Here is a 24,356-nt window from a genome sequence, read left to right on the forward strand (position 1 = left end):
CGCCGCGGCGGCCTTCACAGCCCCCGCGGCGAGCCGTGCGTCAGCCGATCAGAATCCGCGCGCCGAGCGCGAGCACCAGCGCGGGCAGCATAACCACGACGCCGACCTTCAGGAACTTCACGAAGCTGACGTCCTCGCCTTCGCGGCGGATTGCGTTGAGCCAGAGAATCGTCGCAAGCGAACCGGTGATCGACATGTTGGGGCCGAGGTCGACGCCGATCAGCAGTGCGTCGATCACGCGCTCCGGGCTGTGCGCCTGCATCACCGTGGAACTGGCGATCAGCCCGGCCGGCAGATTGTTCATCAGATTGCTGCCGATCGCGATGGCGCTGCCGGCCCAGCCGGCGGTTGTCATTTCATTGTGCGCGGCCGCCGAACGCGTTAGCTCTGCCAGCATACTGATCACGCCGGTGTAGTCGAGCATTTCGACGAGAACGAACAGCGCGGCCACGAGCGGCAGCACGCTCCACGAAATTTCGCGGATCATCGGCAGCGGCGATTTGCGCTCCTGGATCAGCACGACGAGCGCGGTCGCCGCGCCGAGTATCGCGGTGGGCAGCCCCAACTGAATGTCGAACGCCGATACCGCCAGCAGCACGACGGCGGTCACGGCGATGCCGGCGAGCGCCACGCGTCCGCTCGACGAAAGCTGAAGCGGCTCGAGATTCGCCTCGCAGCTGCCGGCAAGCGCCTTGCGTTGCGTCCAGCGCAGCAGCACATACGTGGCGACGATCGACAGCAGCGACGGCAACGCGAAGCGCATCAACCACGGCACGAGCGCGGGCGTGTGATTGCCGTACAGCACGATATTGGCCGGATTGGAGATCGGCAGCACGAAGCTGGCTGCGTTTGCAATGAACGCGCACACGAACAGTAACGGCAGCGGGTCCGTCTTCGCCTTCTTCGCGGCGGCGAACACGGCCGGCGTGAGGACGACCGCGGTGGCGTCGTTTGAAAGAAAAGCGGTAATCACCACGCCGACCAGATAGACCAGCATGAAAAGCTTGCGCGGCGAACCTTGCGCATGGTTGACGGCAAGCACCGCGACCCAGTCGAACAGCCCTTCCCGGCGTCCCACCTCGGAAAGCAGCATCATGCCGGACAGGAACAGATAGACGTCAGTGCCCTTGCCGACGGCTTCGACCGCGAGATGCAACGGCAACAGGCCGAGCGAGACCAGCAGCAGCGCGCCGGCCACCGCCCACACCGCTTCCGGCCATTTGAAAGGACGGGCGATCACGCCGGCCGTCGCAAAGGCGGCAATACCCCATGAAAGGAAAATCGAAGTCACAACGAAAGCCCTGAATGGATGGTTGTACGTGGGCAAGGCCCGGTGCGCAGGATACCCCAACTCGGCCCCGCCTCCGCTTGCCTCGCCCGACGTTGCAAGTCGCGAGCCAGCACGCATTACCGTTACCAGTACAACAATGTGTTCTCGCGCCCCCGCCTATTCAGGCTCTATTGACCTGCCTACTATTCGCACTCACTGCCACGACGCATGACCGACGCGAATGAACGACATATCCCGCCACACTGATACAGGCCGTTACCACAGCGCCGCAATCGCACTGCACTGGCTGATCGCCGTGCTGATCGTCGGCGGCTTTTATCTGGGCTGGATCATGACGGACATTCCCGGCTTCACGCCGACGAAGCTCAAGTATTTCTCATGGCACAAATGGATCGGCGTCACCGTATTGATGCTCGCCGTGGCGCGCGTTTTGTGGCGAGCGACCCATCGCGCACCGGCTCTGGATAGCGCGACACCCGCGTGGCAGAAGGCGGCGGCGCACGCCGTACACGGCCTGCTGTATCTGCTGATGCTGGCGATTCCGGTGTCGGGCTACCTCTACAGTTCGGCGGCGGGCATTCAGGTGGTGTATCTCGGCATCGTGCCGCTGCCGACCTTCATTGGTCCGGATGAGGCGCTCAAGGCGACGCTGCGCACGGTGCATGTGCTGCTCAATTACACGCTGCTCGCGCTGGTCGCCATGCACGTGCTGGCGGCGCTGAAGCACCAGTTTGTCGACCGCGACGGCCTGCTCGCGCGGATGATTCCGTTCCTCAAATGACACTCATCGGCGCCCATTCGCTACAGCCTGTTGGCAATCAAATTCTTCACTGTGCGCAATGAACGCGCACGGGTTCGATAGGATGCGTATCACCATGAAAAACACACTCCATCACTCCATTCTCGCCGGCGTCGCCGCCCTTTCTCTCTTCGGTGCGGGCCTCGCGCATGCCGACGTCGACACGAGCAAAAGCACCGTCATTGCCACGACCAAGCAAATGAACGTGCCTGTCGACGGCAAGTTCAAAAAGTTCTCTGCGCAACTGTCGTTCGATCCGGCGAAGCCGACCGCGGGAAGCGCGAACGTGTCGATCGACACCGGCAGCTACGACCTCGGCGCGGACGACTACAACAAGCAGGCGCAAGGCAAGGAATGGTTCGACAGCGCCACGTATCCGGCCGCAACGTTTGTTTCCAGCGCGATCGCACCGGCGGGCGGCAATCAGTACAAGATCACCGGCAAGCTGACCATCAAGGGCAAATCGCAGACCGTGGTGGTGCCCGTCACGATTGCAAGCCAGGGCCCGACGCAGACGTTCGACGGCTCGCTGCCGATCAAACGCTCCCAGTTCGACGTCGGCACTGGCGAATGGAAGGACACGTCGGTCGTAGCCGACGAAGTCGTCATCAAATTTCACCTCGTCGCTTCGAAGAAGTGATTAAAAAAACCGAAGTAAAACCGCAAGCCTCATAGCACTTTTCGAAACCTGGAGAACATCTTGAAGAAACAATTTCTGATCGCCGCCGGCGCTCTCGCCGCCGCATTGTCGTTCAACGCAATGGCCGCCGACACTTACCAGCTCGATCCGACCCACACGTCCCCGAGCTTCGAAACCGATCACTTCGGCGGCGTGTCGATCTGGCGCGGCAAGTTCAAGAAGAGCAGTGGCACCGTTGTGCTCGACCGCGCGGCAAAGACGGGCACGGTCGACGTGACGATCGACATGAGCTCGGTGGATATCGGCAATGACAAGCTCGATTCCGAACTGGTCACCGACAAGTTCTTCGACGTTGCGAAGTACCCGACCGCAACCTACAAGGGTACGCAAATCCGCTTCGACGGCGACAAGCCTGTTGAAGTGATCGGCACGCTGACCATGCATGGCGTGACCAAGCCGGTCAACCTGAAGATCGAGTCGTTCAAGTGCTTCGTGAACCCGATGCTCAAGCGCGAAGTCTGCGGCACCGAATCGACCGCAACATTCAATCGCGATGACTTCGGCGTCGACTTCGGCAAGACCTACGGCTTCAAGATGCAGACCACGCTGCACATTCAGGCCGAAGGCATCAAGCAGTAAAGTCACGCCGGGCGCTGCCAGGCGCCTGCCCGCGCGCGCTCCCGCAGCGCGCGCATTCAGCCACGCTTTCGCTCAGGCGCCCCCGAGCGAGCGGAAGTCGTCCACGGTCTCAGTGTAAGTTCCCGTTTTTCCGTTCGACGTGACCGTGATGGTCACGCTCGACTCGTCTTTCGGCGTGATGGTCTCCACTGTGTCGCTCGTTGCCAACTGGATCACGCCGGCGGTGACCTTGCCGCCGTTGACCTTGACGGGCGTGGGCGTGGACACAGCGAACGCGATCGTCGCGTCGGCGGCATTCACGCTGATGTCACCGCTGGTCGCGAGTGTATCGGTGACCGGATCGGCGCCATGAACGCGCGAATACATCAGCGACGTGATCGTGATCTTTCCGCTGATGCTGCCGGAGCCGGCCGTCTGGTTGCGATCGAGCGTCACCGTTGGGCTGCTCGCGGTCGTCGTCGTGATGCCGGTTGCCGCGTTGTAGCTCATCGTGTAGCTGACCGTGCCGTTGACAACGGTCTTGCCGTTCGACGACACCAGTGTCAACGCATTGGCCGTTTCGATCGCGCTGTACGACCAGTCGTTCGATGCGTTGCCGACAATGCCGTGCACGTTCTGAATCTGCACGCTGACGGTGCCGGTAATCGACGCGCTGTCCGACACGCCGGGCGCCTTCACCTGCCCTACGCATTGATTGAAACCGACCGTCGCCGTCTCGCCGCTTTGCAGTCCGCTCACACCCGCACCCTGTGCGAGGACGCTGATCGAGCCGCTCGCCGGACACGAGGTCATGGTGTTGCCCGCGCCAGCCGTCACGCCCGTCAGCAGCGATTGCACGACAGACGTATAGATCGCCGCGACGCCAGGGCCCGACAACATGCCGAACGCGCCCGCATACCTTGCGACGTGCTCGCTCTGCACCGCCGACGACAACTTCAGCACGTTACTGCCGCCACTGCTGCCGCCCGAGCCGCCGCCGCAAGCGCCGAGAACGGCGGCTGCGGCAACGGCGACCGCAACCGCGGCGCCAGATGAGCGGAACGTTTTCGAAACAGACATCACTACTCCAGATTTGAAAGGCTTCAATGAGTTGATTATCGAAGCGCGCCCGCTCGTTTCATTTGCCGAATAGCCCTTTAAAACGGGGTTAATCCGTCCAGGCAAGGCGCTTTAATCGCCGGTTCGGAACAAGTTACGGGGCATTATTTCCGCTTCCGGCAAAGCGCCATACTTGAGCGAGAAGAGCCGCCACAATCCCCCGCTGTTCATTCATTTGAACCTCGCGATGAAATCGTAAAGTCCTCGCCATGCAATTGGTTCGTGTCGGGAGACAAGTGGTGGGACAGGTGAAACGGCAGGTAAAGAATGCGGCTCTCGTCGCGATGGCCGCATTGGCGGTCTTCGGAAGCACGGCGCACGCGCAGGAGATTTATGTACACGGCGGCACGCTCGGCGCGGGCATCGGCGCGGCTTTGCCGCTCAATTCATGGGCTGGCGTGCATGCGGAGTTCGAAGGTCTTGGCTTCTCGCATTCGGTCAACGTTGACCAGAACAAATACGACGGCCATCTCAAGCTGCTGCAAGGCGGCCTTTATCTCGACGTGTTCCCGTTCCAATCAAGCGGTTTTCGCCTGACGGCGGGCGCATTGATCAACGACAACGAGCTTTCGGCTCACGCCGTGCCCAATGCGGACGGCAACTACAAGATCGGCGACGACTACGTGCCGGCCGTGGGCGCCGCGCCTTCGGCCACGGTCACGCTGCCGCGGGTAATGCCGTATGTCGGGATCGGCTATGGACATAAGCCGGTTTCCAAGGGCTTCGGCCTGACGTTCGATCTGGGCGTTGCCTACGGCCGTCCGCGCACGCACTACAACGTGCCCGCCATTTACTCGATGTTCACGACTCAGGCAAACATCGACGAGCAGGAACAGAAAATCAGCAATACGGTGGAGCGCTACAAAATCTATCCGGTCCTGCAGATCGGCGTGACTTATCGCTTCTAGGCGGTAGTCGCAGCCAGGCTTGAATCGCGTCGCGATGCTGTCATCCAATGCGGCAGGCCCTTCGAAGCGTGGCAACGCGCACGCGTTCCCACGCCGCCGCTTGAACCGCGGTTCGCACTCCGGCTGTTCTCATTTGGAAGCATTGCAGTCGCCAGTGCCCCAACTCCCTGCGCCCTTGTGTTTGAGCGCAATGGTGAGCGTGCTTCCTCTGTTCGCCGTAATCATCTGTCCGTAACTGACGGTCGGAATGAACTGGATATCCGGCGCGACCGCGACAGGCGGATTGCGTGAACCATCGATCGTCAGGTCAAGCTGCACCGTGACGGTGTCGATATCGACGTCCCCGTCCCGCTTGCGCGCCGCCTCCTGCTTCCTGAAGTTGCACAATCCGTCGAGGACGTGTTCGAGGGCAGTCGGAATATCGACCGACTTGCCAGGAGGAATCGGCGGCGTATTGCAGCCGGCAAGCAGCAAGGGAAAAACGAACACAGGCAGACAGCGGTGGGCGCGCATCAGCATCTCCTTTTCCGATCGGTATGACGAACGGCATATTGGGTCGCCGCGAGTTAGATACTGTCCTTGCCGGTAATCATCCGCCGCCGCACGCCGCAGGCGAACTAGAAGCTCACCGCAAATCCGAACGACACGCCATGCACATTGTGTCCGAACACATATCGCACTACCGCGCGCGTCCTGGTGATGATGACCGGATACCGGCTGCTGTCGAGTTCGAGGCCGACGCCCAACGAGGTGAGGTCGTTGAACCCCAGCACACCCGCGCTTTCGCCGAAATAATGTGAGTAAGCCGCTTCGAGCACATAGCGGACTGGCCGGTCCAACGCATGCCATCCGGTAGGCGCGCGCCAGCGAGTCCACAGGCTGACTTGCTGCGCCATGGCGGAACCCTGCACTGCCTGGGACGAACCGCCGAAGCTGCGCAAATAAATGTCCGTGGCCCGCAACTCAGCGTCGATTTCGTAGTTGTCACGGTAGCGCTCATAGTCGAGCATCAGCGACCCGCCGTAGCCATACGCGTCCAGCGAACCGTTGTCGAGAAACTGGAGGTTGGCATCGGTGGCGCGATTGAAGATCGTTTGCCCGACCTTCAGATCGCTGGAAACGCGGCCTAGCGTTCCGTTAAGGATCGGACGAAACACCAGTTCATTCGTGATCCGAAAATCCCAGCCGATGCCGACCGTGCCGCTGAACGTATTCCATTTTGTCGGCACCGGACGCTGTGCCGAGCCGTCGGACGCGACGAACACCGGATCGTAGCGACTGTAGGCGAGCGTGCCCTCCATGTACAAAGGAAACGACCGGCTTAACGTGAACCCGCCGCCAAGCTGTGTCTGGCCGAAGCTGGGATTGCCGGTAGTGCCGCTATTAACCGCCAGGTTACTGGTCGTGACGTCCGGAACAGTCGTATAACTCATGACGGCGAGCACGGCGTCCGCGTGCTGTTTCACGTTACCCCCGACCACAGCCGGTCCCGACGAGCGGCCCGGAAGGTCCTGCCCAAACGAAAGGCAAGGCAAAACGCTGAAGGCTATGGCTGCACATGCCAACGACGCCCGGCGTCGCCCATGGAGCCGCAGTACATGCATCGTCCGATCGACTGTAAGTCTGTCCGCGCCCAGTACGAACCAGCACACAGCGTACAGAACGCACATTGCACACTCCTGTATGTTGGGCCATTGCTTCCTGGTTCCGAAACACACGCCTCGTGCGGCGTATGACGTTTGCCTTGCTTATTCGAGCACCCAAAGTCGGCGGGGCACATGTCGAATTCAGAATAGACAAAATGCGCCGACGTGGCGGGAATATCGCCGCCGTACAGCGCCTACTTGTTCAGACGCTCCATCACGGCATCGTCGTGCCCGGCGGGCTGGCCGAAGCGGGAAAAGGCATCTGCGCGGGTCGCTGATCGTCGGGATCCGCCAGCGATGCCGCAGGCGGTCCGATGAATACTGGCAGTAGCATGACATCGCGCTCGGCAGCCGGCATTCTCGCGAGAGCATGCAGCGTCACTCTTGTCATCCAGCAGACATCGGCCGGGGTTGCAGTGGAAGGATTCGCTGTATATGCCATATACCGATCGACATTGGCCGGATCGCCGCCTAGTTCGATGACCACGGCACGAGACATTGCCTCGGACGCTGCCGCGTATTCTTCCCGCGTCGGCACGCGTACCGGCGCCGCCGAACCGCTGCTCACCATGATCTTGTAGACAAGATCGAGGTATAGCTCCGCTTGCGCGTCGGACATCTGCGCGATCGTGACGCGGTTCATTATCGTTACGATGTCGACGAGCCCAAAACAATTGACCGGGACCAGTTCGTCGAGCACACGGGTGAGCAGCACCAGGTAGCGCGATCGGTCGGCCGGCGTGAGACGTGCAAGGCCACTCGACATCATGGCTTCACGCTGTTCCGGATCGAGCAGCACATGAACGAGCGCCGGTGCGCCGCCTGGCACACGGGCACCGATAACGGGGTCGCGCGCTACCTTGTCGAACCACTCGAAGATGATGCGGGCTTTGGTCGAACCCTGGTTGATCCCGTACTGCCGCAGGATTTCATCGATATCGACAGCGCCGCGTTGGCGCGAAGCCGACCCGGCTGCAGCAGCATCCGGCGACTCATCGTGGAAGTCCAGATGAACCGCCGCATTCGCGCTCAACGAGATGAGGAGCGTGAACCATACAGTCAGCCGCAGCATCTCTCTCTCCGCAATAGCGACAGGCGCAGGGCTCGCGATACGTTTCAAAATACATCCGGTCTTTTCTCCATGAACACGCAGAGCGGCATGAAGATCGACGCTGCGAAGCCTGCCGCCCAGTGACTCGATATACGGCCTCTTCTTCTCGTGCGCGTTTCTCTTGCGTGCTTCTCGTGCACTCAGCTGCCGATCAGGGCGCGAGTGTGACGGGCGATCATCAGTTCCTCGTTGGTCGGGACGATCCACACGCCGACCCGACTAGTGGGTGTACTGATGCACGAGTCGTTCGCCTGATTTGCGTCGGAGTCGATGTCGATACCGCACCACTGCGCGTATTCGCCGATACGCTGCCGAACCTGTGTCGCATGCTCTCCGATGCCTGCCGTGAACACCAATGCATCGATGCCCTTGAGCGCCGCGATCAGCGAGCCAAGCTCGCGGCAGATCCGATACACATACAGTTCGACGGCGAAGCGGGCACGAGGATCGTCGCTCGCGAGGAGCACGCGCATGTCGCCGGAAATGCCGGAAACGCCGAGCAAACCAGACTGGGAGTACAGCAGGCTTTCCACTTCGCGCGTGGTCATGTTCATTTCGTTGAGCAGATACAGGATCACGCCGGGGTCGAGGCTGCCTGAGCGGGTACCCATCATCAGGCCGTCGAGCGCCGTGAAACCCATCGTGGTCGCGACACTGCGGCATGCCGACAGCGCACACAGGCTCGCCCCATTGCCGAGATGCGCGACCACCGTGCGGCCGGCCGCGGCTGCCGGCGAGATCTCCGGCAGCCTGCTGGCGATGTACTCATACGACAGTCCGTGAAAGCCATATCGGCGTACACCGCGTTCGGTAACTGCAGCGGGCAGCGCGAAGGCCTTCGCCTGTTCGGGTTGCGTCGCGTGAAAGGCTGTGTCGAAACAGGCGATTTGCGGCATCGCCGGATTGCGCTCCGCGATGATTGCGATCGGCTTCAGGTTATGTGGCTGATGCAGCGGCGCAAGCGGCGTCAGCGTGTGGAGTTCCGCGAGCACGCTTGCATCGACGAGCACCGGTGCGACGAAACGCGCGCCGCCGTGCACGACGCGATGCCCGACCGCCGTGAGGCGATGGCCTTCGCGGTGTCCGCGCAAGAAGTCGGCGATATGCGCGATCGCCCCGGCGTGGTCCAGGCTCGCGCCGTCGCCCCATGCATGAGAGCCGGCCTGCGCGCCGGCCGCATCGAAGGCAGCGAAGTGCGGTGAACTGAACAGCCCGTCGATCTGACCTCGCAGCACACAGGCGAGCTCGGCGGTTTGCGCATCGAAGGCGCTGAACTTGATGCTCGACGATCCAGCGTTGAGTACCAGGATGACGTCGGCCATGATCTACACCACCAGCCGATCTTCGCGGCCCTTGCTCGCCACCAGCGCCGCGACCGCGCACGACGCGAGCCGCGTGATGATCGAATCGGCGCGGCTCGTCAGGATGATCGGCACGCGCGCGCCGAGAACGATGCCCGCCGCGTCCGCGCCGGCTAGAAACGAAAGGCTTTTCGCCAGCATGTTGCCAGCTTCGAGATTGGGCACCATCAGCACATTGGCGCGCCCCGCCACCGGCGAATCGATCTTCTTCATGCGCGCCGCTTCGAGGTCGATTGCGTTGTCGAGCGCGAGCGGCCCGTCGACGAGCGCCCCTGTGATCTGATGACGATCGACCATCTTGCAGAGCGCCGCGGCTTCGATCGTCGACGGAACCTTCGGGTTCACGATCTCCATTGCCGAGAGAATCGCGACCCGCACTTCGTCTACGCGAAGCGCATGGCCGAGATCGATCGCGTTTTGCAGTATGTCGGCTTTTTCGGCGAGCGTCGGTGCTATGTTGATCGCGGCATCGGTGATGATCAGCGCGTTTGCGTGCCCCGGCACGTCCATCACGAAGCAGTGGCTCACACGCCGTTCGGTGCGCAAGCCGCCCTCGCGGTGGACGACGGCGGCCATCAACTCGTCGGTGTGAAGGCTGCCCTTCATGATCGCCTCAGCCTTGCCTTCGCGCACCAGTTCGACGGCTTTCGCCGCCGCCGCGTGACTGTGCGGCACGTCGATCAGCGGATAGCCAGCTATCTGCAGCCCGCATTCTTCGGCGACGGCGCCAATGCGCTCGCGCGGTCCTACGAGAAGCGGCGCAATCAGCCCCATCTGCGCCGCCTCCACGGCGCCTTCGAGCGATGCGCGATCGCATGGATGCGCCACGGCAGTCGTTAGCGGCGGCTGGCTTTGGCAAAACGCGATAAGCAGTTGATACTTCTCGTGCGTACGCTCCACGATTCCTCCCGTGCATTGCGACAGTCGGTGTGCCGCGCGCGGCGACGCCGGCAACGCTGGTCATAGCCCGTCCAGAACGACTATCGCCGCCGCGCGCAGCCGCGGCAATAGGACTTTGGACCGATCTCCCGCAGCTTGACTTCGCGAGCCGCGAGTCGATCGACGCCTAAAAACGTCCGCGTCGCGTGTTGTCGTACATAGGATCGGGTGCCTTCTGCGTTTGCCGCAAAATGCCTGCGTCGTCGAAATAGAAGTGGAAGATCATGTGATTAATATTGTTCTCCAGATAGCGATACGACCAAACGTCGCGCTGCATTCTCTGAAAGCGCGCGGTTTCGAACGGGCGCCCGAAGTTGATGAGCACATCGTCGCGCGTCCACTTGCCGACCTCCGCGCGATAGAACTCGCTCTCCTGCAGCACCTGACGCATGCTCACCACTTTGCCGGACGCGTCGATATCCGCGACGGTCGTCGTGGTGCCCATCGGTTGCGTCGGCCACATCAGCCGCTGGCCGCCATCCGGCAGCTTGTAGGTCTCCTTGGGCGGGCCGAGCCGCGCAATCGCCGTCGACTGATCCGCGCCGGCTTCCACCTGCTGATGAGGTTGCACGCAGCCCATGAGCCCGGATATCAGCGCGCAAATCAACGCACATCTGATCTGACTATTCATGAACTTCTCCCATCGCTGATGATTGCTCGCTGTCCCGTCTTTGCGCGGAGCCCTTCCTCAAATTGTTGCGAGCGAAGGCGGCGCGAGCATATCGGACGAAGGTCCTACGCTCGAAACTGTGGAGTGATGGCTAGAATCAGATTTTTGGCCGAGGGGGATTGCCGCTAGTCAAGTGATCGTTCAGCGGCTGGGCATTTGCGGCGTCTACCCAAAACCGATGCGCTACCGGGCGACTGGCTTGAGGCGTCAGTACGATCGCCGTGATGGCAGTCGAAATAATTAGAGTCGACGCAATGCCCGCTTACTGCACTAGCGGGCTCCTCGTTGACACGAAATCCGGCGGCGGTCGGACCGCCGTCCGGCTTCGAAAGAATTCGGCGGACGATGCAGATCCGCCGCAATCGTTAGTGCCTTTCGCGGCGATTAGTGCTTGCGGCGATGCGCGCGACAACCGGTACCAGGCGAGGATTGAACATGGGTATCGAACTGGCGCGACCGCTCGCCCGCGCGACGATCGCATCGATGGTGACTCGTGCGACCGCGCGTTGCGCCCGTCTCGCGAACTGCTTCAGTTGCCGGTTACTGACCGGATGCCTCGCCCATACCAACGCTGCGAACCAACCGATAACCGTCCATCCCAGCAGAATGTTCACCATGGTCACCGCGAACGCGTCCTCGCGTTCTCTGGCGTCGGCAATCATTGCGGGTACCAGATACAGCATCAGCGCGCCGACAAACAATGCACCTTCGATAATTTTCAACATTTCGACACCTCGTGACAGCTTCGCTTAGCAGACGGCTTGCAGATTAATGGCCCGAGTACACATGGCCGACAGAGTCGGCGGTTTGACGGCCGCCGGATTCCGAAGAGGACGCAGTCACGCCGCCATACGAATCATTGACGGAACCCGCTGCACTGTTGCGTTCCGCTGCAACCGTTTGGGCACTTGGGCCCCGCTGCGAAGCAGGCGCCCCCACTGAAGGGCGGTAAGAAGGCGCAGGACCATAGCCGCTGGCAAACACAGGAGCGGCAAACGAAGTAGTGACGGCGACGAGCACAGCTGCAAGAAGTTTGCTTTTCATGATGACTCTCCAATGCGATTCTGAGGCAGCGCGAATCGGTGAGACACGCGCCGTTGACAAGAGTCAGTGTAGACGGCGCCTATCCTTTTTCTATACCCATAGGGTGAAATCACAATTGCTGCAGACCGAACAATGCCTCGCTGCAAGGCCATGGCGGACTCGCGGGCCTGCTGCGGTTGGAATGGTTCGCATCGGGAAAGTCGAGAGACCTCCAATATCGGGGTCCCCAGAACATAGAGGTGAAACAGGACTGAGCCATTGCGGCCAGCCTCGTCGGCCATGGGTTTGCGCGAGCACCTGGTGTTTCACCGTTTGCTCGCGCGCCGTCAGTGTATTGTCAGCTTCCGCCAAAGAAGATGTTGCATTGCGGGTTCACTCTGCACGGCCGGGCATGTTTCGAGCCGCTTTGTACCATCGTATCGGAGGTGCCACCGTACGCTTCCATCCCCGCACTGGGGTTGGAAACCTGCACCTGACCGCTGTCTTGCGGAGCGGCCTGAGGCGCCTGGGGCGTGCCTTGCGAATGCGCCAGCCCGGCGATCAAAAGCAGCCCAGCAACCGATCCAACCATCCGTCTTAGTTTCATATTGCCTCCTGATCCGCGTTGGATTATCCATTCATGCCGTTTCGTTATTCGCGCGGCGAACTCGAAAACCAACACGCGATTTTCGGATTCAGGAAGCGCGCCTGCGGCCTGCGGGTCGAATCGCCCGAGACCGTGATCCAGGAAAGTTGGGAAGATACGAAGTGCAGTGCGCCCGGCCGTGACGGGGACGCAAGTTGGCGTGCGCATTGGCAATGCCGATGGATTTTGTGGACCCCTCAACACGAATAGTCGCCCTGCAACTACGTTATAGCGCGTGGGATGACGATTCGTTAGTGATTATTCGACCTCTCTCATGCGGAAAACCGCAGAGAAATTGTTGGCCACGTTTTAGCCGGCGATGGTTGCTGGGGCGACCCTTTCGCCGTTGACTGAGCACAGTGAACGGTTGTGTTGGTTTTTGGCGCGCAACAACACCTCGCCGTGTTTGATCGGGTCCAACAACGGGCCGCTGCTGCGGAACCGCTCTGGTCGTTCGTTGCTTCACCGGCGGGCTTCGCAGGCGCGTCAGCGGTTTCGAAGCGTTGTCGCCACACTAGTTGCAAACGGTAGCTGCGCCACCAGGAGACAGTCATGATGCGGCTCTTTGCAAACTCAGTGCAATCGAAACCGACGTACAGCAACGCAATCGTCGTCATTGGCGCTATCGCATTCGTTGCGGTATGCGCGACCGGAATTGCTGCGTTCGCCGGGTTATTGCCCCAATCCGAAAGCGTCGCCGCCACAGTGACCGCGACACCGTTGGTGGACCTGCAGACTCAAATCAAACAAACAATCACCAGTCCATGATTCGGGAACCGCGGGAACCGCGAGAAGCGCTAGAAGCATGAGAAGCGCGGATCGCATTTGCATGGAGTCGCGAATAGTCGCCGCCGCTCGGCCACGTTCTTCGCCTTTGCGTTTCGTTGTCCTACCATATCAACTACGGTAGGTTTGCACGCAACAGGCGCGCCTCGTCGTCAAGCCTTGCTTCGTGTGCCGTCGCGTTTTGCGCATCTCCTCCGCGTTGCCGCGCCGCACATCGGGCAGATTGGCCGCGCACACATCTCTGAACAGGAGCGGCCATGAAACGGATCGTCGTGATCGGCGGCGGCTTTGCTGGGTTGTGGAGTGCCATCGGTGCAGCCCGCAAGCTCGATGAGCAAGGCGCGAGCAATCAGGTCGAAGTCGTCATGATCAACCCGCACGCGCATCACAGCATCCGGGTGCGCAACTACGAAGCGGATCTCGCGGCGACGCTCGTACCGCTGAGCGATGTGCTAGGCCCCGTCGGCGTGCAATGGATCCAGGGCGCAGTTACGGACATCGATGTCGCCGGCAAACAGGTCACGTTGAGCGTCCGCGGACGCACTACGCCGCTGACTTTCGACAAGCTCGTGCTGGCCTCGGGAAGCCGCCTTGTCGACGCGCCGATTGGTGGGCTCGCCGACCATGCATTCAACGTCGATACATACGAAGGCGCCGAACGCCTCGAACGACGGCTTCTGAAAATGGTGCATTCACACGCTGCTGGAAGTCTGACCTTCGTTGTTATCGGCTCAGGCCTCACGGGCGTGGAAGTCGCCTCCGAGTTGCCGCATCGTGTGCGCGACCTCCTGGCCGCGAGCGGTGAGCGCCTGCGTGAGAGCGAGGTTCGCGTCATGCTGATCGAGCGTGCGCCACGGATCGCGATGGCGATGGGCGGTGCGCAACCGGTCATCGAGCAGGCATTGACGCAACTCGGCGTCGAGATGATGACCAATGTCGAGATCGAGCAGATTGACGACACGGGGATGACGCTCGCAGGCGGCAAGCGCGTCGACGCATCGACGATTATCTGGTGTGGCGGCATGCATGCGAGTCCGTTGACGCGCTGCGTTCCTGTCGAGCGCGATGCGCTCGGGCGGGTACCGGTCGACGAAAACCTGCGCGTAAAAGGTGTCTCCGACGTTTTCGCAGCCGGCGACGTGGCGCGCGCGCTGTTCGAAGACGGCAAGCATGAATCCGTCATGTCCTGCCAGCACAGCAGACCGATGGGGCGTTTCGCGGGGCACAACGTCGTCTGCGATCTGCTCGGTCTGCCGATGCTGCCGCTCGACATCGACTGGTACACGACCATTCTCGACCTTGGCGCTTGGGGCGCGGTCTATACGGAAGGCTGGGAGCGCAGGCTCGCCGCACAGGGTCAGCAGGCGAAGAACGTCAAACGGGTCATCAATACCGAGCGGATCTATCCGCCCCGCACCGGCAACCGCGCGGATCTTTTTGCGGCGGCGGCTCCGATTGTGCAGGCGCCGCCACCCATCCGCGGGTAACACGCCGTCAGCGCTTCGCGCGCTGGTGAATCGGTGTTCGGCAAACGGACTGCCGGCTTAGGTCAGGCGCGCTCCAAAACTGCGCGCGCGCCGCTTTGTCACCAGCGTCCCGAACGCCCTGCCAAGTACGTTCGAGCCCTTATGTGGTATTGCTCACAAATTGTTGCACTTTGTTTCAATCCGCCGAAGTCCCCGCCCGGCAACGGTTTTCACCCATCGCAACAGCTCGCGCGCGGCCAGGCTCGCCGCGGCAGGGTGAAGATTTCAAACGCCATACCGTTAAAGAACTTAACAAGTGAGGGACACACCATGAAGATTGAACCCAGCAACTACCCGCTCGCGGCGCCGCGCAACACCACGCAGCGCGCAACGAACAACAGCGACACAAATGGCGCGATCGAATCCGTGAACCCCGCCGGCACTTCCGGTGCGCAGAATACCGAGGTGAGTCTTACGTCGATGTCCGCGCTACGCTCGTTCAGTGATCCGGATATCGACACCGCGAAGGTCGAGTCGATCAAAGCCGAGTTGCGTCAAGGCACCTATAAGATCGATTCGGGCAAGATCGCCGACGGCGCACTTAACTCCGTGCGCGAGTTGCTGCAAACGAGAACCCGGTAACCGGCGACTGAACCTGGCGACACTGCCGCGTAGGTAACTCACGTCGCCGCGCAGCCCGCGAGCCCGCGCATACAACAATGGCGGCCGCTCCCGCCGTTGCGACTGCTACTGCGACTGCTACTGTTTTCCCCTGATGGCTCGCGTCAAGCCTTGCTCGTCATAGGGTTTGGCCAGAACTACCGCCCCGGCAAGCCATTCGTTGCTCAACACGCTCGGATCTGGATTGCCCGATGCAATCACGACATGCAGCTTCGGGTACTTCTTGCGCGCCTGAACTGCAAGCTCGCTGCCCGACATACCGGGCAAGCCCAGGTCCACGACCAGCACGTCTACAGGATGGGCGTACAGAATCGGCAGCGCCTGTTCCCCACTTGCCGCGGTGAACACCCGGTGCCCCAGACTTTCGAGCATGTCTCCGGTGGACATCAGGATCAATTCCTCGTCCTCGACCAGCAGCACCCGCAGCGCGGGGGACGCAACTTCGACGACAGGCCGTTCACGGGCAGGCCGCGCACGGACCGCCGGGGCCGGACGCTGGCTGTTAAGTTGCCGTTGATTTGCAAGCACGTGACGGAGCCTTCGTGCCAAAGCCTCCCGGGTGTACGGCTTACTTAGCAACTCGATGCCTTCATCGAGGCGGCCGCCATGCACGATCGCGTTTTCCGTATAGCCCGACGTGAAAAGCACTGCGATGTCCGGCAACCGCTCCCTCGCCTTTCGAGCGAGTTCGGGGCTGCGTAGCGGGCCTGGCATCACCACATCGGTGAAGAGCAGGTCGATCGGCACGCCGCTTTCTATGATGGCCCATCCGCTTTGCGCATCTCGCGCTTTCAGCACCCTGTATCCGAGGTCCGTGAGCATATCGACGACCGTATTGCGCACGTCTTCGTCATCCTCCACGACCAGGATAGTTTCCGTTCCCCCGACCGCCGGTGCAGTTTCAGCCTCTGGCGTGCGGTCCTCCTCCTGGCGGGACCTTGGCAAGTAGATACGGATGGTGGTGCCTTCGCCCACCTCACTGTAGATTTTTATGTGACCTTCCGACTGCTTGACGACGCCCCACACCATGCTCAGGCCAAGGCCGGTTCCCTGCCCTTCCGGCTTCGTGGTGAAGAACGGTTCGAACGCGTGCTCCATGACTTCTCCCGACATTCCGGAGCCCGTGTCGGTGACGGCAAGCATCACGTACTGGCCTGGCCGGACGTCGGGGTGGGCAGCGGCATAGACGGCATCGAGCGACGCATTGCCAGCCTCGATCGTCAACTTGCCACGGCCTTTCATTGCGTCGCGCGCGTTGATGGCGAGATTGAGCAACGCGTTCTCAACCTGGCTCGGATCGACCATGGTGTTCCAAAGACCGCCGGAGATGACGGTTTCGATCTCTATTTCCTCGCCCAGAGCGCGACGCAGCATGTCGTCCATGTCGCGGACGAACCGGCCAAGGTTGACCACCTTGGGCCGCATCGGCTGGCGTCGCCCGAAAGCGAGCAATTGCGAGGCAAGCTTCGAGCCGCGCGTGACCCCGGCCAGCGCGTTACGCAAGCGTCTTTCCCCGGCTTCATGACCATTGATATCTCTCGCCAGCAACTGGAGATTGCCCGCTATCACCTGCAGCAGGTTGTTGAAATCATGAGCGACGCCACCGGTCAGTTTGCCGATGGCTTCCATTTTCTGTGCGTGGCGCAGCGCCTCTTCGACGCGCTCACGCTCCTCGGCCGCGGTAAGTAGCTGTTCGTTCGCGGCCTGCAGTTCCAACGTCCTTTCGACGACCTTCGCTTCCAGCGTCTCGTTCAGGCGTAGCTGCCGTTCCTCGCTTTCACGCAAAGCCTGCTCGGTCAGCGTTCGTTGCGCGATTTCAGTCTGAGCCGCCTGATACAACCGTGCATTGTCGATGGCGATCGCCGCCTGGGCCGCGACGCCGAGCAGCAGGCGCTCGGCGCGCTCGGTAAATACATCCGGTTCGGGATGACCGAAGAAGAGCCCGCCCAGCACTTCGCCGGAGCGCGACACGACCGGAGCCGCCAGATAGCTGCACACGGGCAGATGCCCTTCAGGCATGCCGAAATACGGCGCGCTATTGCCGTAGCGCGGGTCCCGCTTGATGTCGGCGGAGCGCACGATAGCCTCGCCGTTGAACGTAGGCGCGAACACCTTCGTGTTGCGCGGCATTGGAAATTTCGAAAATGCTTCGCGCGGCACGCCCGAGATCGAATAGAGCGTATAGCGCTCGCCACGCTCGTCGAGCACATTGTAGAAAAACGCTCCAAAAGCGGCGCCCGTGAGTTCTTTCGCGGCATCGGTGACGACCTGCACCGCCTGGTCCAGATCCAGTTCGGCCGCGATCGTCGCGCCGATTTTATTGAGGACCTCGAGCAGGTTGGCCTCGTCGCGCAGAGCGTGGCTCATCTGCCTGCGAAGGGTCGCCATGGCCAGCGCTGAGTCGACCCGCGCGACGAGTTCGCGCGCGGAAAATGGTTTGACGAGGTAGTCGTCGGCGCCGGCAGCCAAGCCATCGAGGCTCGCCTCCTCCCCCGCTCGCGCCGACAACGCGATGATGGGCAGGTCCTTCAGCGTCGCGTCGCCGCGGATGGAACGTATCAAGCCAAAGCCATCGAGCCTCGGCATCATGATGTCGGTGAGCAGAAGGTCGGGACGGCGACGGCGAATCGTCTCCAATGCAGCCTGCCCGTCCGCGACGACTTCCACGTGGTGAGAACCGCCCAGCAGACGTTGCACGTAGGCCCGCATGTCGGCGTTGTCGTCGGCCAGAAGAATGTGGGCGCCATCGGTAGCGGGCCGCGCCGCAGCCGTAACAGACTCGCCGCTTCTGTCTCTGCTCGAAGTCTCGTGAGGCGCCTCCGCGTCTGGCAACCAGCGCTCAGCCTCGCCGACGTAGGCTTCGACACGTAAGGCGCTCGAGCCGACCGGTCCTTCATGTTCGATCAGCGGAGTCGCCAGGTGCTTCGCGCCAAAAGGAATCGCAACGGTGAATACCGTACCTTTGCCGATCTCGCTTTCTACGCGAACGGTGCCGCCATGCAGCCTGACAAGTTCCTCGACGAGCGCGAGACCAATGCCGCTGCCCTCGAATGAGCGACCGCGGGCTCCCTCGATACGGTGAAACCGCTCGAAGATCCGTGGCAGCTCCGCCTCGGGAATACCGGTCCCGGTATCGCGAACAACCAGTTCAGCCTTGTCGTGCTGCCTCAATTCGACCGATACCCCGCCTTCGAACGTGAACTTGAACGCGTTGGAGAGCAGGTTCAGAACGATTTTTTCCCACATGTCACGGTCGACATAGACCGGCTGCGTGAGCGTCTCGCAATTGACGGTCAGGGTCAGCCCCGCACGCTCCATGGCCGAGCGGAAATTGCTGGCGAGGTCCGTCGTCAGTTGCGCAAGATCCGTGGCTTGAAAGCTGGCCTTCAGGCGACCTGCCTCGATACGCGAAAAATCCAGCAGGGAATTGACGAGTTTCAGGAGTCGCAAGCCGTTGCGATGGGCGAGCTGAATTTGCCGAAGCCCTTCCTCGCCAAGTTGCTCCGGATCGGCGAGCAACTCTTCTATCGGCCCTAGCATCAGGGTCAAAGGCGTACGGAACTCATGACTGACGTTGGAAAAAAACGTCGTCTTTGCGCGATCGATCTCGGCCAACGCTTCGGCACGTCGCCGTTCTTCCTCGTAGGCGCGAGCGCTCGCCAGGCTGGTCGCGATATGTGAGGCGGCTCGCTCAAGGAAGGCCTGGTAGTCGTCGTCGGCGGCGCCGCGTGGGCTTATCCCCGCGACAAGAATGGCGGCAACCGTTCCCGGGTGCGCCGTCGCCTGAATCGGAAGGATGAGCGCCTGAGTACACGGCTCGGGCCACGGACCGCCCGGGAGCGGCTTCGTGAAACGTTCGGCAAGATCTTCCACGAGGCGTTTCTGCCCTGTGCGCAGCACGCTGGCCAGAGGCCACGGCGTGTCGGCGTCGCCAAGGTCGATCACCGCCGGCGCAGCCGCACTGTCCCGGTCGACGCCGGTGAGTCCCATCAGGTGCGCCTGCTGTGCGTTGTCGTCGATCCGGTAAAGCAGACTGAATGGCACATCGACGCTTTTCGTGGCGAGCAGCGTCGCCGCGACTGCAAATACCTCTAGCTCATCGCGCCTCGCCGCCAGGGCCTCGGCAAGTTCGCGCAGCGCACGCTCACGCCGCTCTGCCAGAACCGAGGACGTCGTTTCGAGGACGGCATTGAAGATGCCCTCTACCTGTCCACCTTCACCCCGGATCGGGCTGAACGTGAAATTGAAATAGCACTCTTCGGTGTATCCGTGGCGGTGCATGGGCAGCAATTGGTCATGCTGCCAAACCCCGGCTCCGGTCTCCTGCACTTGATGAAATAGCGGACCGATCGTGTCCCAGATCTCGGGCCACACTTCCCTGCCCGGCCGACCCAAGGCACCAGGGTGCTTCTTGCCGGGAATGGAACTCCACGCATCGTTGTAGAGCAGCGCCAGTTCCGGTCCCCAGTAGATGGCGATGGGGAAGTTGGCTTCCAGACAAATGCTCAACGCGGACCGCAAGCTCTGTGGCCACGTTTCCGGTTCGCCTAGAGGCGTGGCGCTCCAGTTATGCGCGCGCAACAGCGCGCCCATTTCGCCGCCGCCATAAAGGAAATCATGAGCCACAGACACTGCTGCACGTTTTGCGTCGGATGATGTCTGGTCGCTCACGGCCACCTCAACGGGACAAAAAGGCAGACATTATCCTTCAAATAATGCGGTTCGTTGTGTGGTCATGTCGGACGATTGTCGTTGCCTCCGTGTTGACTCTTTGGCCCTTTCGCGGCCCTTGCATCGGGGTGGGCAAACAGTGCAAAAGACGCGCGTGAGAGCAAAATTTTCCGCTTGTAAGATCGCGACGTTTCGGGCGTCGGTCACTTGTCCCGTTGCTTGGATAGCTAGCGTCCCGCACGCGCAAAAATTGCGTACGCGCTTGTCACCGGGAATTCCGATGCAAGCATGCCGTTTCGTGGTTCAACTTGTGCAACACGTCGACCAACCTCGGCGACGGCAGGCGCGAGAGACCGTTAGTTGCGTCAGAGAAGCCGCACGCCTGACGCAAAAACTGCACAGACGATGCGACGAGGACAAGGCCGCCCACCGCCTTCGGTCGCTGGCGCTTAGGAAGTTTTATACCGGGCGTGCGCCGCTAGCCACGCGACTTGCGCAGCGCCTCGCCTTTATGAACCGCGCGCTTGCCGCTCTTCTCGCTCTCCACTTCATACGACGGACTGGACGGCGATGCCGCAACAACGTGTCCATCGACTTTCGCGCGCTCGGTAATGACGCGTTTGACGTGTCCGTGCGTCTCGCCCTGCGGTGTGTTCCAGCTGACGCGATCCTTCGGTTTGAGATCCTTGCTCATTGCGACTCTCCGTTCATCAAGTGGTGGGACCTGGCTGCGCAGTCGACATGCCGCGCACGACATCAGTAGCAGTCACCAGCAATCACGTCGGCATCGCTCCATCGTTCGGACGATGGGGAGTCTCGCCTGCGATGGCCGCTCCTGTGCGGTCGTTGCGAACGTCGCCTTGCTGCCACGTCGACGCCTGGTCGTCCGGCAAGCAATCTCCCGTGCTGAGCGAGAGCAGCACGGGCACCGACTTGTACGACGGCGTCCCGCTACGCGCGTCGCAGTCGTGTAATGCGATGAGCCCGTTCGCCTCGGGATAGTAGGCGGCCATCGATCCGCGGGGAATGTCGTAAGCGACCGCCGTCAGCCCGCACAGACGGCGCGATCCGCCGAGGCTCACGGTGTCTTCGATCGCTTCGACATCGACGAGATCGCCATGCTGCAGACCGCGCGAGTCGAGATCCTGCTCGTTGACGAAAATCACATCGCGACGACCCGATATGCCCCGATAGCGGTCGTTGTAGCCGTAAATGGTCGTGTTGTATTGATCGTGGCTGCGTATCGTGGCGAGCAGTAGCGCGTCGCTGCGATTCACGCGCGGATCTTCCATGACGCCGCTATGGGCGATGAAACGCGCGCGGCCGTCGGGCGTGTCCCAGCGGCGCGCAGACGCGGCGTTGTAAAGCCGGAAGCCGCCCGGTTCGCGTATGCGCTCGTTGTAATGCTCGAATTGCGGAAAGACCGCTTCGATCAGGTCGCGAATGCGGCTGTAGTCCGCGACCCAGCCATCCCAGTCGAGCGTCGGATCGTCGAGCGATGCTTTGGCAATGCCCGCGACGATCGCCGGTTCCGAACGCAGATGCTCCGACGCTGGCGGCAGCGATCCTTGCGACGCATGCACCATCGACATGGAGTCTTCGACCGTGACAGATTGAGGCCCGCTTGCCTGGACATCCAGTTCGGTGCGCCCGAGACACGGCAGCAACAGCGTCTCTTTTGCGGCCAGCAGATGCGAGCGGTTCAGCTTCGTGGCGATATGCACAGCCAGGTCGAGCTTGCGGATCGCGTCGAAGCAGACGCCGGGGTCCGACATCGCGACAGGCAGATTGCCGCCCAGACAGATCAGCGCCTTCGCGCGGCCGTCGCGCATGGACTGCATCGCGGCAATCGCGCCGTGCCCGTGCTCGCGCGGAGGCTGGAAGCCGAACACGCGCTTGAGCGAATCGAGGAACGCAGGCGGCGGCACTTCGGTGATGCCCACCGTGCGATCGCCTTGCACGTTGGAATGGCCACGCAGCGGACAGATGCCTGCGCCATCGCGTCCAATGTTTCCTCGCATGAGCAACAGATTCGCAATCTGCTGGACGTTCGCGGTCCCGCTGCGATGCTGAGTGATGCCCATGCCATAACATACGATCACCGCGCGCGACTCCGCATAAATGCGCGCAAGCTTTTCGATCTCGTCGCGCGCAACGCCCGACGTCGACACGATCTGGTCCCACGGCGTGGCTTCCAGATCGCGCACCAGCTCGTCGAACCCGGTCGTGTGTTCGTCGATGAACGCGCGATCCACTACGCCCTCGCCTCCGTTACCGCGGTTCTCGCGGTCCATGTCGAGCAGCGTTTTCATCATCCCTTTCAGGACCGCGACGTCGCCGCCGATCTTGAGTTGCACATAGTCGGTGGCAATGGGCGTAGAGCGCCCGGTCGCCATTTCCATAGCGTCTTGTGGCGAAGTGAAACGCTCCAGTCCGCGTTCGCGCAACGGATTGAGCGCCACGATTTTCGCCCCGCGCCGCGCCGCGGCGCGCAGCGTCGCGAGCATGCGCGGATGGTTGGTGCCGGGATTGTGTCCGATGCAGAATATCGCGTCGCAATGATCGAAGTCGGCGAGAGTGACCGTACCCTTGCCGACGCCGATCGATTCGGGAAGACCCACGCTCGTGGGCTCGTGGCACATGTTCGAACAATCAGGGAAGTTATTCGTGCCGAACCGGCGCGCGAGCAGCTGGAACAGAAACGCCGCCTCGTTCGACGCCCTGCCGGACGTGTAAAACTCCGCCATGTTCGGATCGGGTAAGGCACGCAGCGCGGCGCCGATACGTGCGAACGCCTCGTCCCACTCGATCGGCACGTAACGGTCGGTGGCAGCGTCGTAGCGCATTGGATGAGTCAGCCGCCCCTCGTCCTCAAGCGCGAAGTCGCTCCAATGCCACAGTTCGCTGAGTGAATGCCGTGCGAAGAAATCGGGTGTCGTACGTTTGCTCGTTGCTTCCCAGGACACAGCCTTCGCCCCGTTTTCACAGAACTCGAACGACGACGTGCTGCGCGGGTCCGGCCATGCGCACCCTGGGCAATCGAAACCGGCCGGTTGATTAACCTTCAACAGCATCGTCGCCTCGCGCGCCACACCCATCTGCTGGCGCACGGCGCGAGCCACTGCCTGCAACGCTCCCCAGCCGCCAGCCGGGCCGCCATAGGGCCCGACTCCTGGTACATCCCGCTTGCTCATTTTCTGGTCCTCCGGTAAGCATCTGCGGGAGTGCGCAAGCGTTGTGCCCATGGGAGCGGCGGCGTTTTGGACTTCGCGCGGGTGGGAGGTGGAGTGGATATCGCTGGCTGCAGGTGGCGGTGTGGATCTGAAAGGTCGCCGGATTGGTTTGGCTGCGCGTTTCCGAGTTCGCGATCTTGCTAAATTAATGTGGTCAGGATTTGAGCGCTTTGCGAAGTTGGCTCATCCAGGCTCGAATGATTCGGGACGCGAAGTTGTCGGTTCGGCTGGATGTGGGCGTCGGCCTGCGTTGGGGTGTATGCCGAGGGCGGAGTGCGGCCACAAACAGTCACTCGACGCGAGCATCTGAATCGTCAACAATCGACGACGCCGGGCCTTGCGTTGTGCGCTAGGCTTCAAATGCAAAATAGGCGCCTGCACAATTCGGAAAACAGCGATGACGACGGTGTTCGTAGACACGACCGAAATTACAGACTGGCCCTCTCTTCATCGGGTCTTCTCGCGAAACTTTGGCTTCGCGCCGTTTTACGGCAATAACTTGGATGCGCTAATTGACTGTTTGGGTTACCTCGACGAGCCCGAAGCCGCGATGACGCAGGTGCACGTGAGCCCAGGATGCACACTAACGATATTACTTGGCGGTGTCGACAGTTTCAGAAAGCGCTGTCCGGACCAATTCGCGGGCTTGCAAGACGCATGCGCTTTTGTGAACTGGCGTCGTACGCGCGAGCACGGAGGTGCTCTGGTCGCACTCGCGTATCACGACTGATGCAACGGGCAGCGGACG

22 protein-coding genes are annotated in these 24,356 nt (G+C 61.5%); 8 read left to right on the forward strand and 14 right to left on the reverse strand.

The features are described from left to right. Positions 1–40: 40 nt before the first annotated feature. Positions 41–1,291 (reverse strand): arsenic transporter, encoded by a 1,251-nt coding sequence (locus ACTJLB_RS24030; RefSeq protein ID WP_288827140.1) that lies wholly within the window; start codon positions 1,289–1,291, stop codon positions 41–43. A 220-nt stretch (positions 1,292–1,511) separates the two neighbouring features. On the opposite strand from ACTJLB_RS24030, the gene ACTJLB_RS24035 reads away from it, so the two are divergent. The 3 genes from ACTJLB_RS24035 (at position 1,512) to ACTJLB_RS24045 (ending at position 3,369) form a co-directional block, all read left to right on the forward strand. Next, entirely contained in the window at positions 1,512–2,072 is a 561-nt protein-coding gene (locus ACTJLB_RS24035) for a cytochrome b (protein ID WP_440784682.1), read from the forward strand. A gap of 94 nt (positions 2,073–2,166) precedes the next feature. Next, a complete protein-coding gene (locus ACTJLB_RS24040; protein WP_087753604.1) occupies positions 2,167–2,730 on the forward strand; it encodes a YceI family protein in 564 nt (187 codons plus the stop codon). A gap of 60 nt (positions 2,731–2,790) precedes the next feature. Then, positions 2,791–3,369 (forward strand): YceI family protein, encoded by a 579-nt coding sequence (locus ACTJLB_RS24045; RefSeq protein ID WP_087753449.1) that lies wholly within the window; start codon positions 2,791–2,793, stop codon positions 3,367–3,369. A 72-nt stretch (positions 3,370–3,441) separates the two neighbouring features. Here ACTJLB_RS24045 and ACTJLB_RS24050 read toward each other — a convergent pair whose 3' ends face one another. Continuing rightward, positions 3,442–4,428 carry a hypothetical protein gene (locus ACTJLB_RS24050; RefSeq protein WP_440784683.1) on the reverse strand — a complete coding sequence of 329 codons (987 nt, stop codon included), beginning with the start codon at positions 4,426–4,428 and terminating at the stop codon, positions 3,442–3,444. 248 nt (positions 4,429–4,676) lie between these two features. On the opposite strand from ACTJLB_RS24050, the gene ACTJLB_RS24055 reads away from it, so the two are divergent. After that, positions 4,677–5,375, forward strand: coding sequence for a hypothetical protein (locus tag ACTJLB_RS24055; protein ID WP_374709985.1), 699 nt, complete (start codon positions 4,677–4,679; stop codon positions 5,373–5,375). Between the two features lie 129 nt (positions 5,376–5,504). On the opposite strand, the gene ACTJLB_RS24060 is transcribed toward ACTJLB_RS24055, so the two are convergent. From ACTJLB_RS24060 to ACTJLB_RS24100, 9 genes are all read right to left on the reverse strand, one after another. After that, entirely contained in the window at positions 5,505–5,888 is a 384-nt protein-coding gene (locus ACTJLB_RS24060) for a hypothetical protein (protein ID WP_392393807.1), read from the reverse strand. A gap of 104 nt (positions 5,889–5,992) precedes the next feature. Next, positions 5,993–6,979: a hypothetical protein gene (locus ACTJLB_RS24065; RefSeq protein ID WP_143266588.1), complete on the reverse strand. Its 987-nt coding sequence runs from the start codon at positions 6,977–6,979 to the stop codon at positions 5,993–5,995. 256 nt (positions 6,980–7,235) lie between these two features. Further along, positions 7,236–8,093, reverse strand: a complete 858-nt coding sequence (locus ACTJLB_RS24070) for a hypothetical protein (protein WP_310351279.1) — start codon at positions 8,091–8,093, stop codon at positions 7,236–7,238. Between the two features lie 179 nt (positions 8,094–8,272). Next, the gene (locus ACTJLB_RS24075) at positions 8,273–9,454 is read right to left on the reverse strand and encodes an acetate/propionate family kinase (RefSeq protein ID WP_440784684.1); all 1,182 of its coding nucleotides are present in this window, start codon (positions 9,452–9,454) and stop codon (positions 8,273–8,275) included. A 3-nt stretch (positions 9,455–9,457) separates the two neighbouring features. Beyond that, a complete protein-coding gene (locus ACTJLB_RS24080; protein WP_440784685.1) occupies positions 9,458–10,393 on the reverse strand; it encodes a phosphate acetyltransferase in 936 nt (311 codons plus the stop codon). Between the two features lie 166 nt (positions 10,394–10,559). Next, positions 10,560–11,063, reverse strand: coding sequence for a hypothetical protein (locus ACTJLB_RS24085; RefSeq protein WP_087753455.1), 504 nt, complete (start codon positions 11,061–11,063; stop codon positions 10,560–10,562). Positions 11,064–11,467: 404 nt separating this feature from the next. Next, complete coding sequence (locus tag ACTJLB_RS24090; protein ID WP_204521774.1) at positions 11,468–11,827, reverse strand: superinfection immunity protein; 360 nt, start codon at positions 11,825–11,827, stop codon at positions 11,468–11,470. A gap of 43 nt (positions 11,828–11,870) precedes the next feature. Further along, complete coding sequence (locus tag ACTJLB_RS24095; protein ID WP_440784686.1) at positions 11,871–12,146, reverse strand: hypothetical protein; 276 nt, start codon at positions 12,144–12,146, stop codon at positions 11,871–11,873. 337 nt (positions 12,147–12,483) lie between these two features. Further along, positions 12,484–12,939 carry a hypothetical protein gene (locus ACTJLB_RS24100; RefSeq protein ID WP_440784687.1) on the reverse strand — a complete coding sequence of 152 codons (456 nt, stop codon included), beginning with the start codon at positions 12,937–12,939 and terminating at the stop codon, positions 12,484–12,486. Between the two features lie 384 nt (positions 12,940–13,323). Between ACTJLB_RS24100 and ACTJLB_RS24105 the strand changes: the two genes are divergently transcribed. The 3 genes from ACTJLB_RS24105 (at position 13,324) to flgM (ending at position 15,665) form a co-directional block, all read left to right on the forward strand. Next, positions 13,324–13,539 (forward strand): hypothetical protein, encoded by a 216-nt coding sequence (locus ACTJLB_RS24105; RefSeq protein ID WP_088174314.1) that lies wholly within the window; start codon positions 13,324–13,326, stop codon positions 13,537–13,539. Positions 13,540–13,814: 275 nt separating this feature from the next. Beyond that, complete coding sequence (locus tag ACTJLB_RS24110) at positions 13,815–15,044, forward strand: NAD(P)/FAD-dependent oxidoreductase (RefSeq protein ID WP_440784689.1); 1,230 nt, start codon at positions 13,815–13,817, stop codon at positions 15,042–15,044. Between the two features lie 309 nt (positions 15,045–15,353). Continuing rightward, the gene (gene flgM / locus ACTJLB_RS24115; RefSeq protein WP_440784690.1) at positions 15,354–15,665 is read left to right on the forward strand and encodes a flagellar biosynthesis anti-sigma factor FlgM; all 312 of its coding nucleotides are present in this window, start codon (positions 15,354–15,356) and stop codon (positions 15,663–15,665) included. Between the two features lie 117 nt (positions 15,666–15,782). Here the strand turns inward: flgM and ACTJLB_RS24120 are convergent, their stop codons facing one another. The 3 genes from ACTJLB_RS24120 to ACTJLB_RS24130 form a co-directional block, all read right to left on the reverse strand. Beyond that, on the reverse strand, positions 15,783–20,381 hold the full coding sequence (locus tag ACTJLB_RS24120; RefSeq protein ID WP_440784691.1) for a response regulator: 4,599 nt from the start codon (positions 20,379–20,381) through the stop codon (positions 15,783–15,785). Positions 20,382–20,853: 472 nt separating this feature from the next. Beyond that, positions 20,854–21,069 (reverse strand): DUF2945 domain-containing protein, encoded by a 216-nt coding sequence (locus ACTJLB_RS24125; protein ID WP_020066445.1) that lies wholly within the window; start codon positions 21,067–21,069, stop codon positions 20,854–20,856. A gap of 82 nt (positions 21,070–21,151) precedes the next feature. Then, the gene (locus ACTJLB_RS24130) at positions 21,152–23,569 is read right to left on the reverse strand and encodes an FdhF/YdeP family oxidoreductase (protein ID WP_440784692.1); all 2,418 of its coding nucleotides are present in this window, start codon (positions 23,567–23,569) and stop codon (positions 21,152–21,154) included. A 436-nt stretch (positions 23,570–24,005) separates the two neighbouring features. Here ACTJLB_RS24130 and ACTJLB_RS24135 point away from each other — a divergent pair, with 436 nt between their 5' ends. Then, complete coding sequence (locus ACTJLB_RS24135; RefSeq protein ID WP_087753462.1) at positions 24,006–24,338, forward strand: barstar family protein; 333 nt, start codon at positions 24,006–24,008, stop codon at positions 24,336–24,338. The last annotated feature ends 18 nt before the right edge of the window (positions 24,339–24,356 follow it).

Source organism: Paraburkholderia sp. 22098 (assembly GCF_052045935.1).
GTDB classification, from domain to species: domain Bacteria; phylum Pseudomonadota; class Gammaproteobacteria; order Burkholderiales; family Burkholderiaceae; genus Paraburkholderia; species Paraburkholderia caledonica.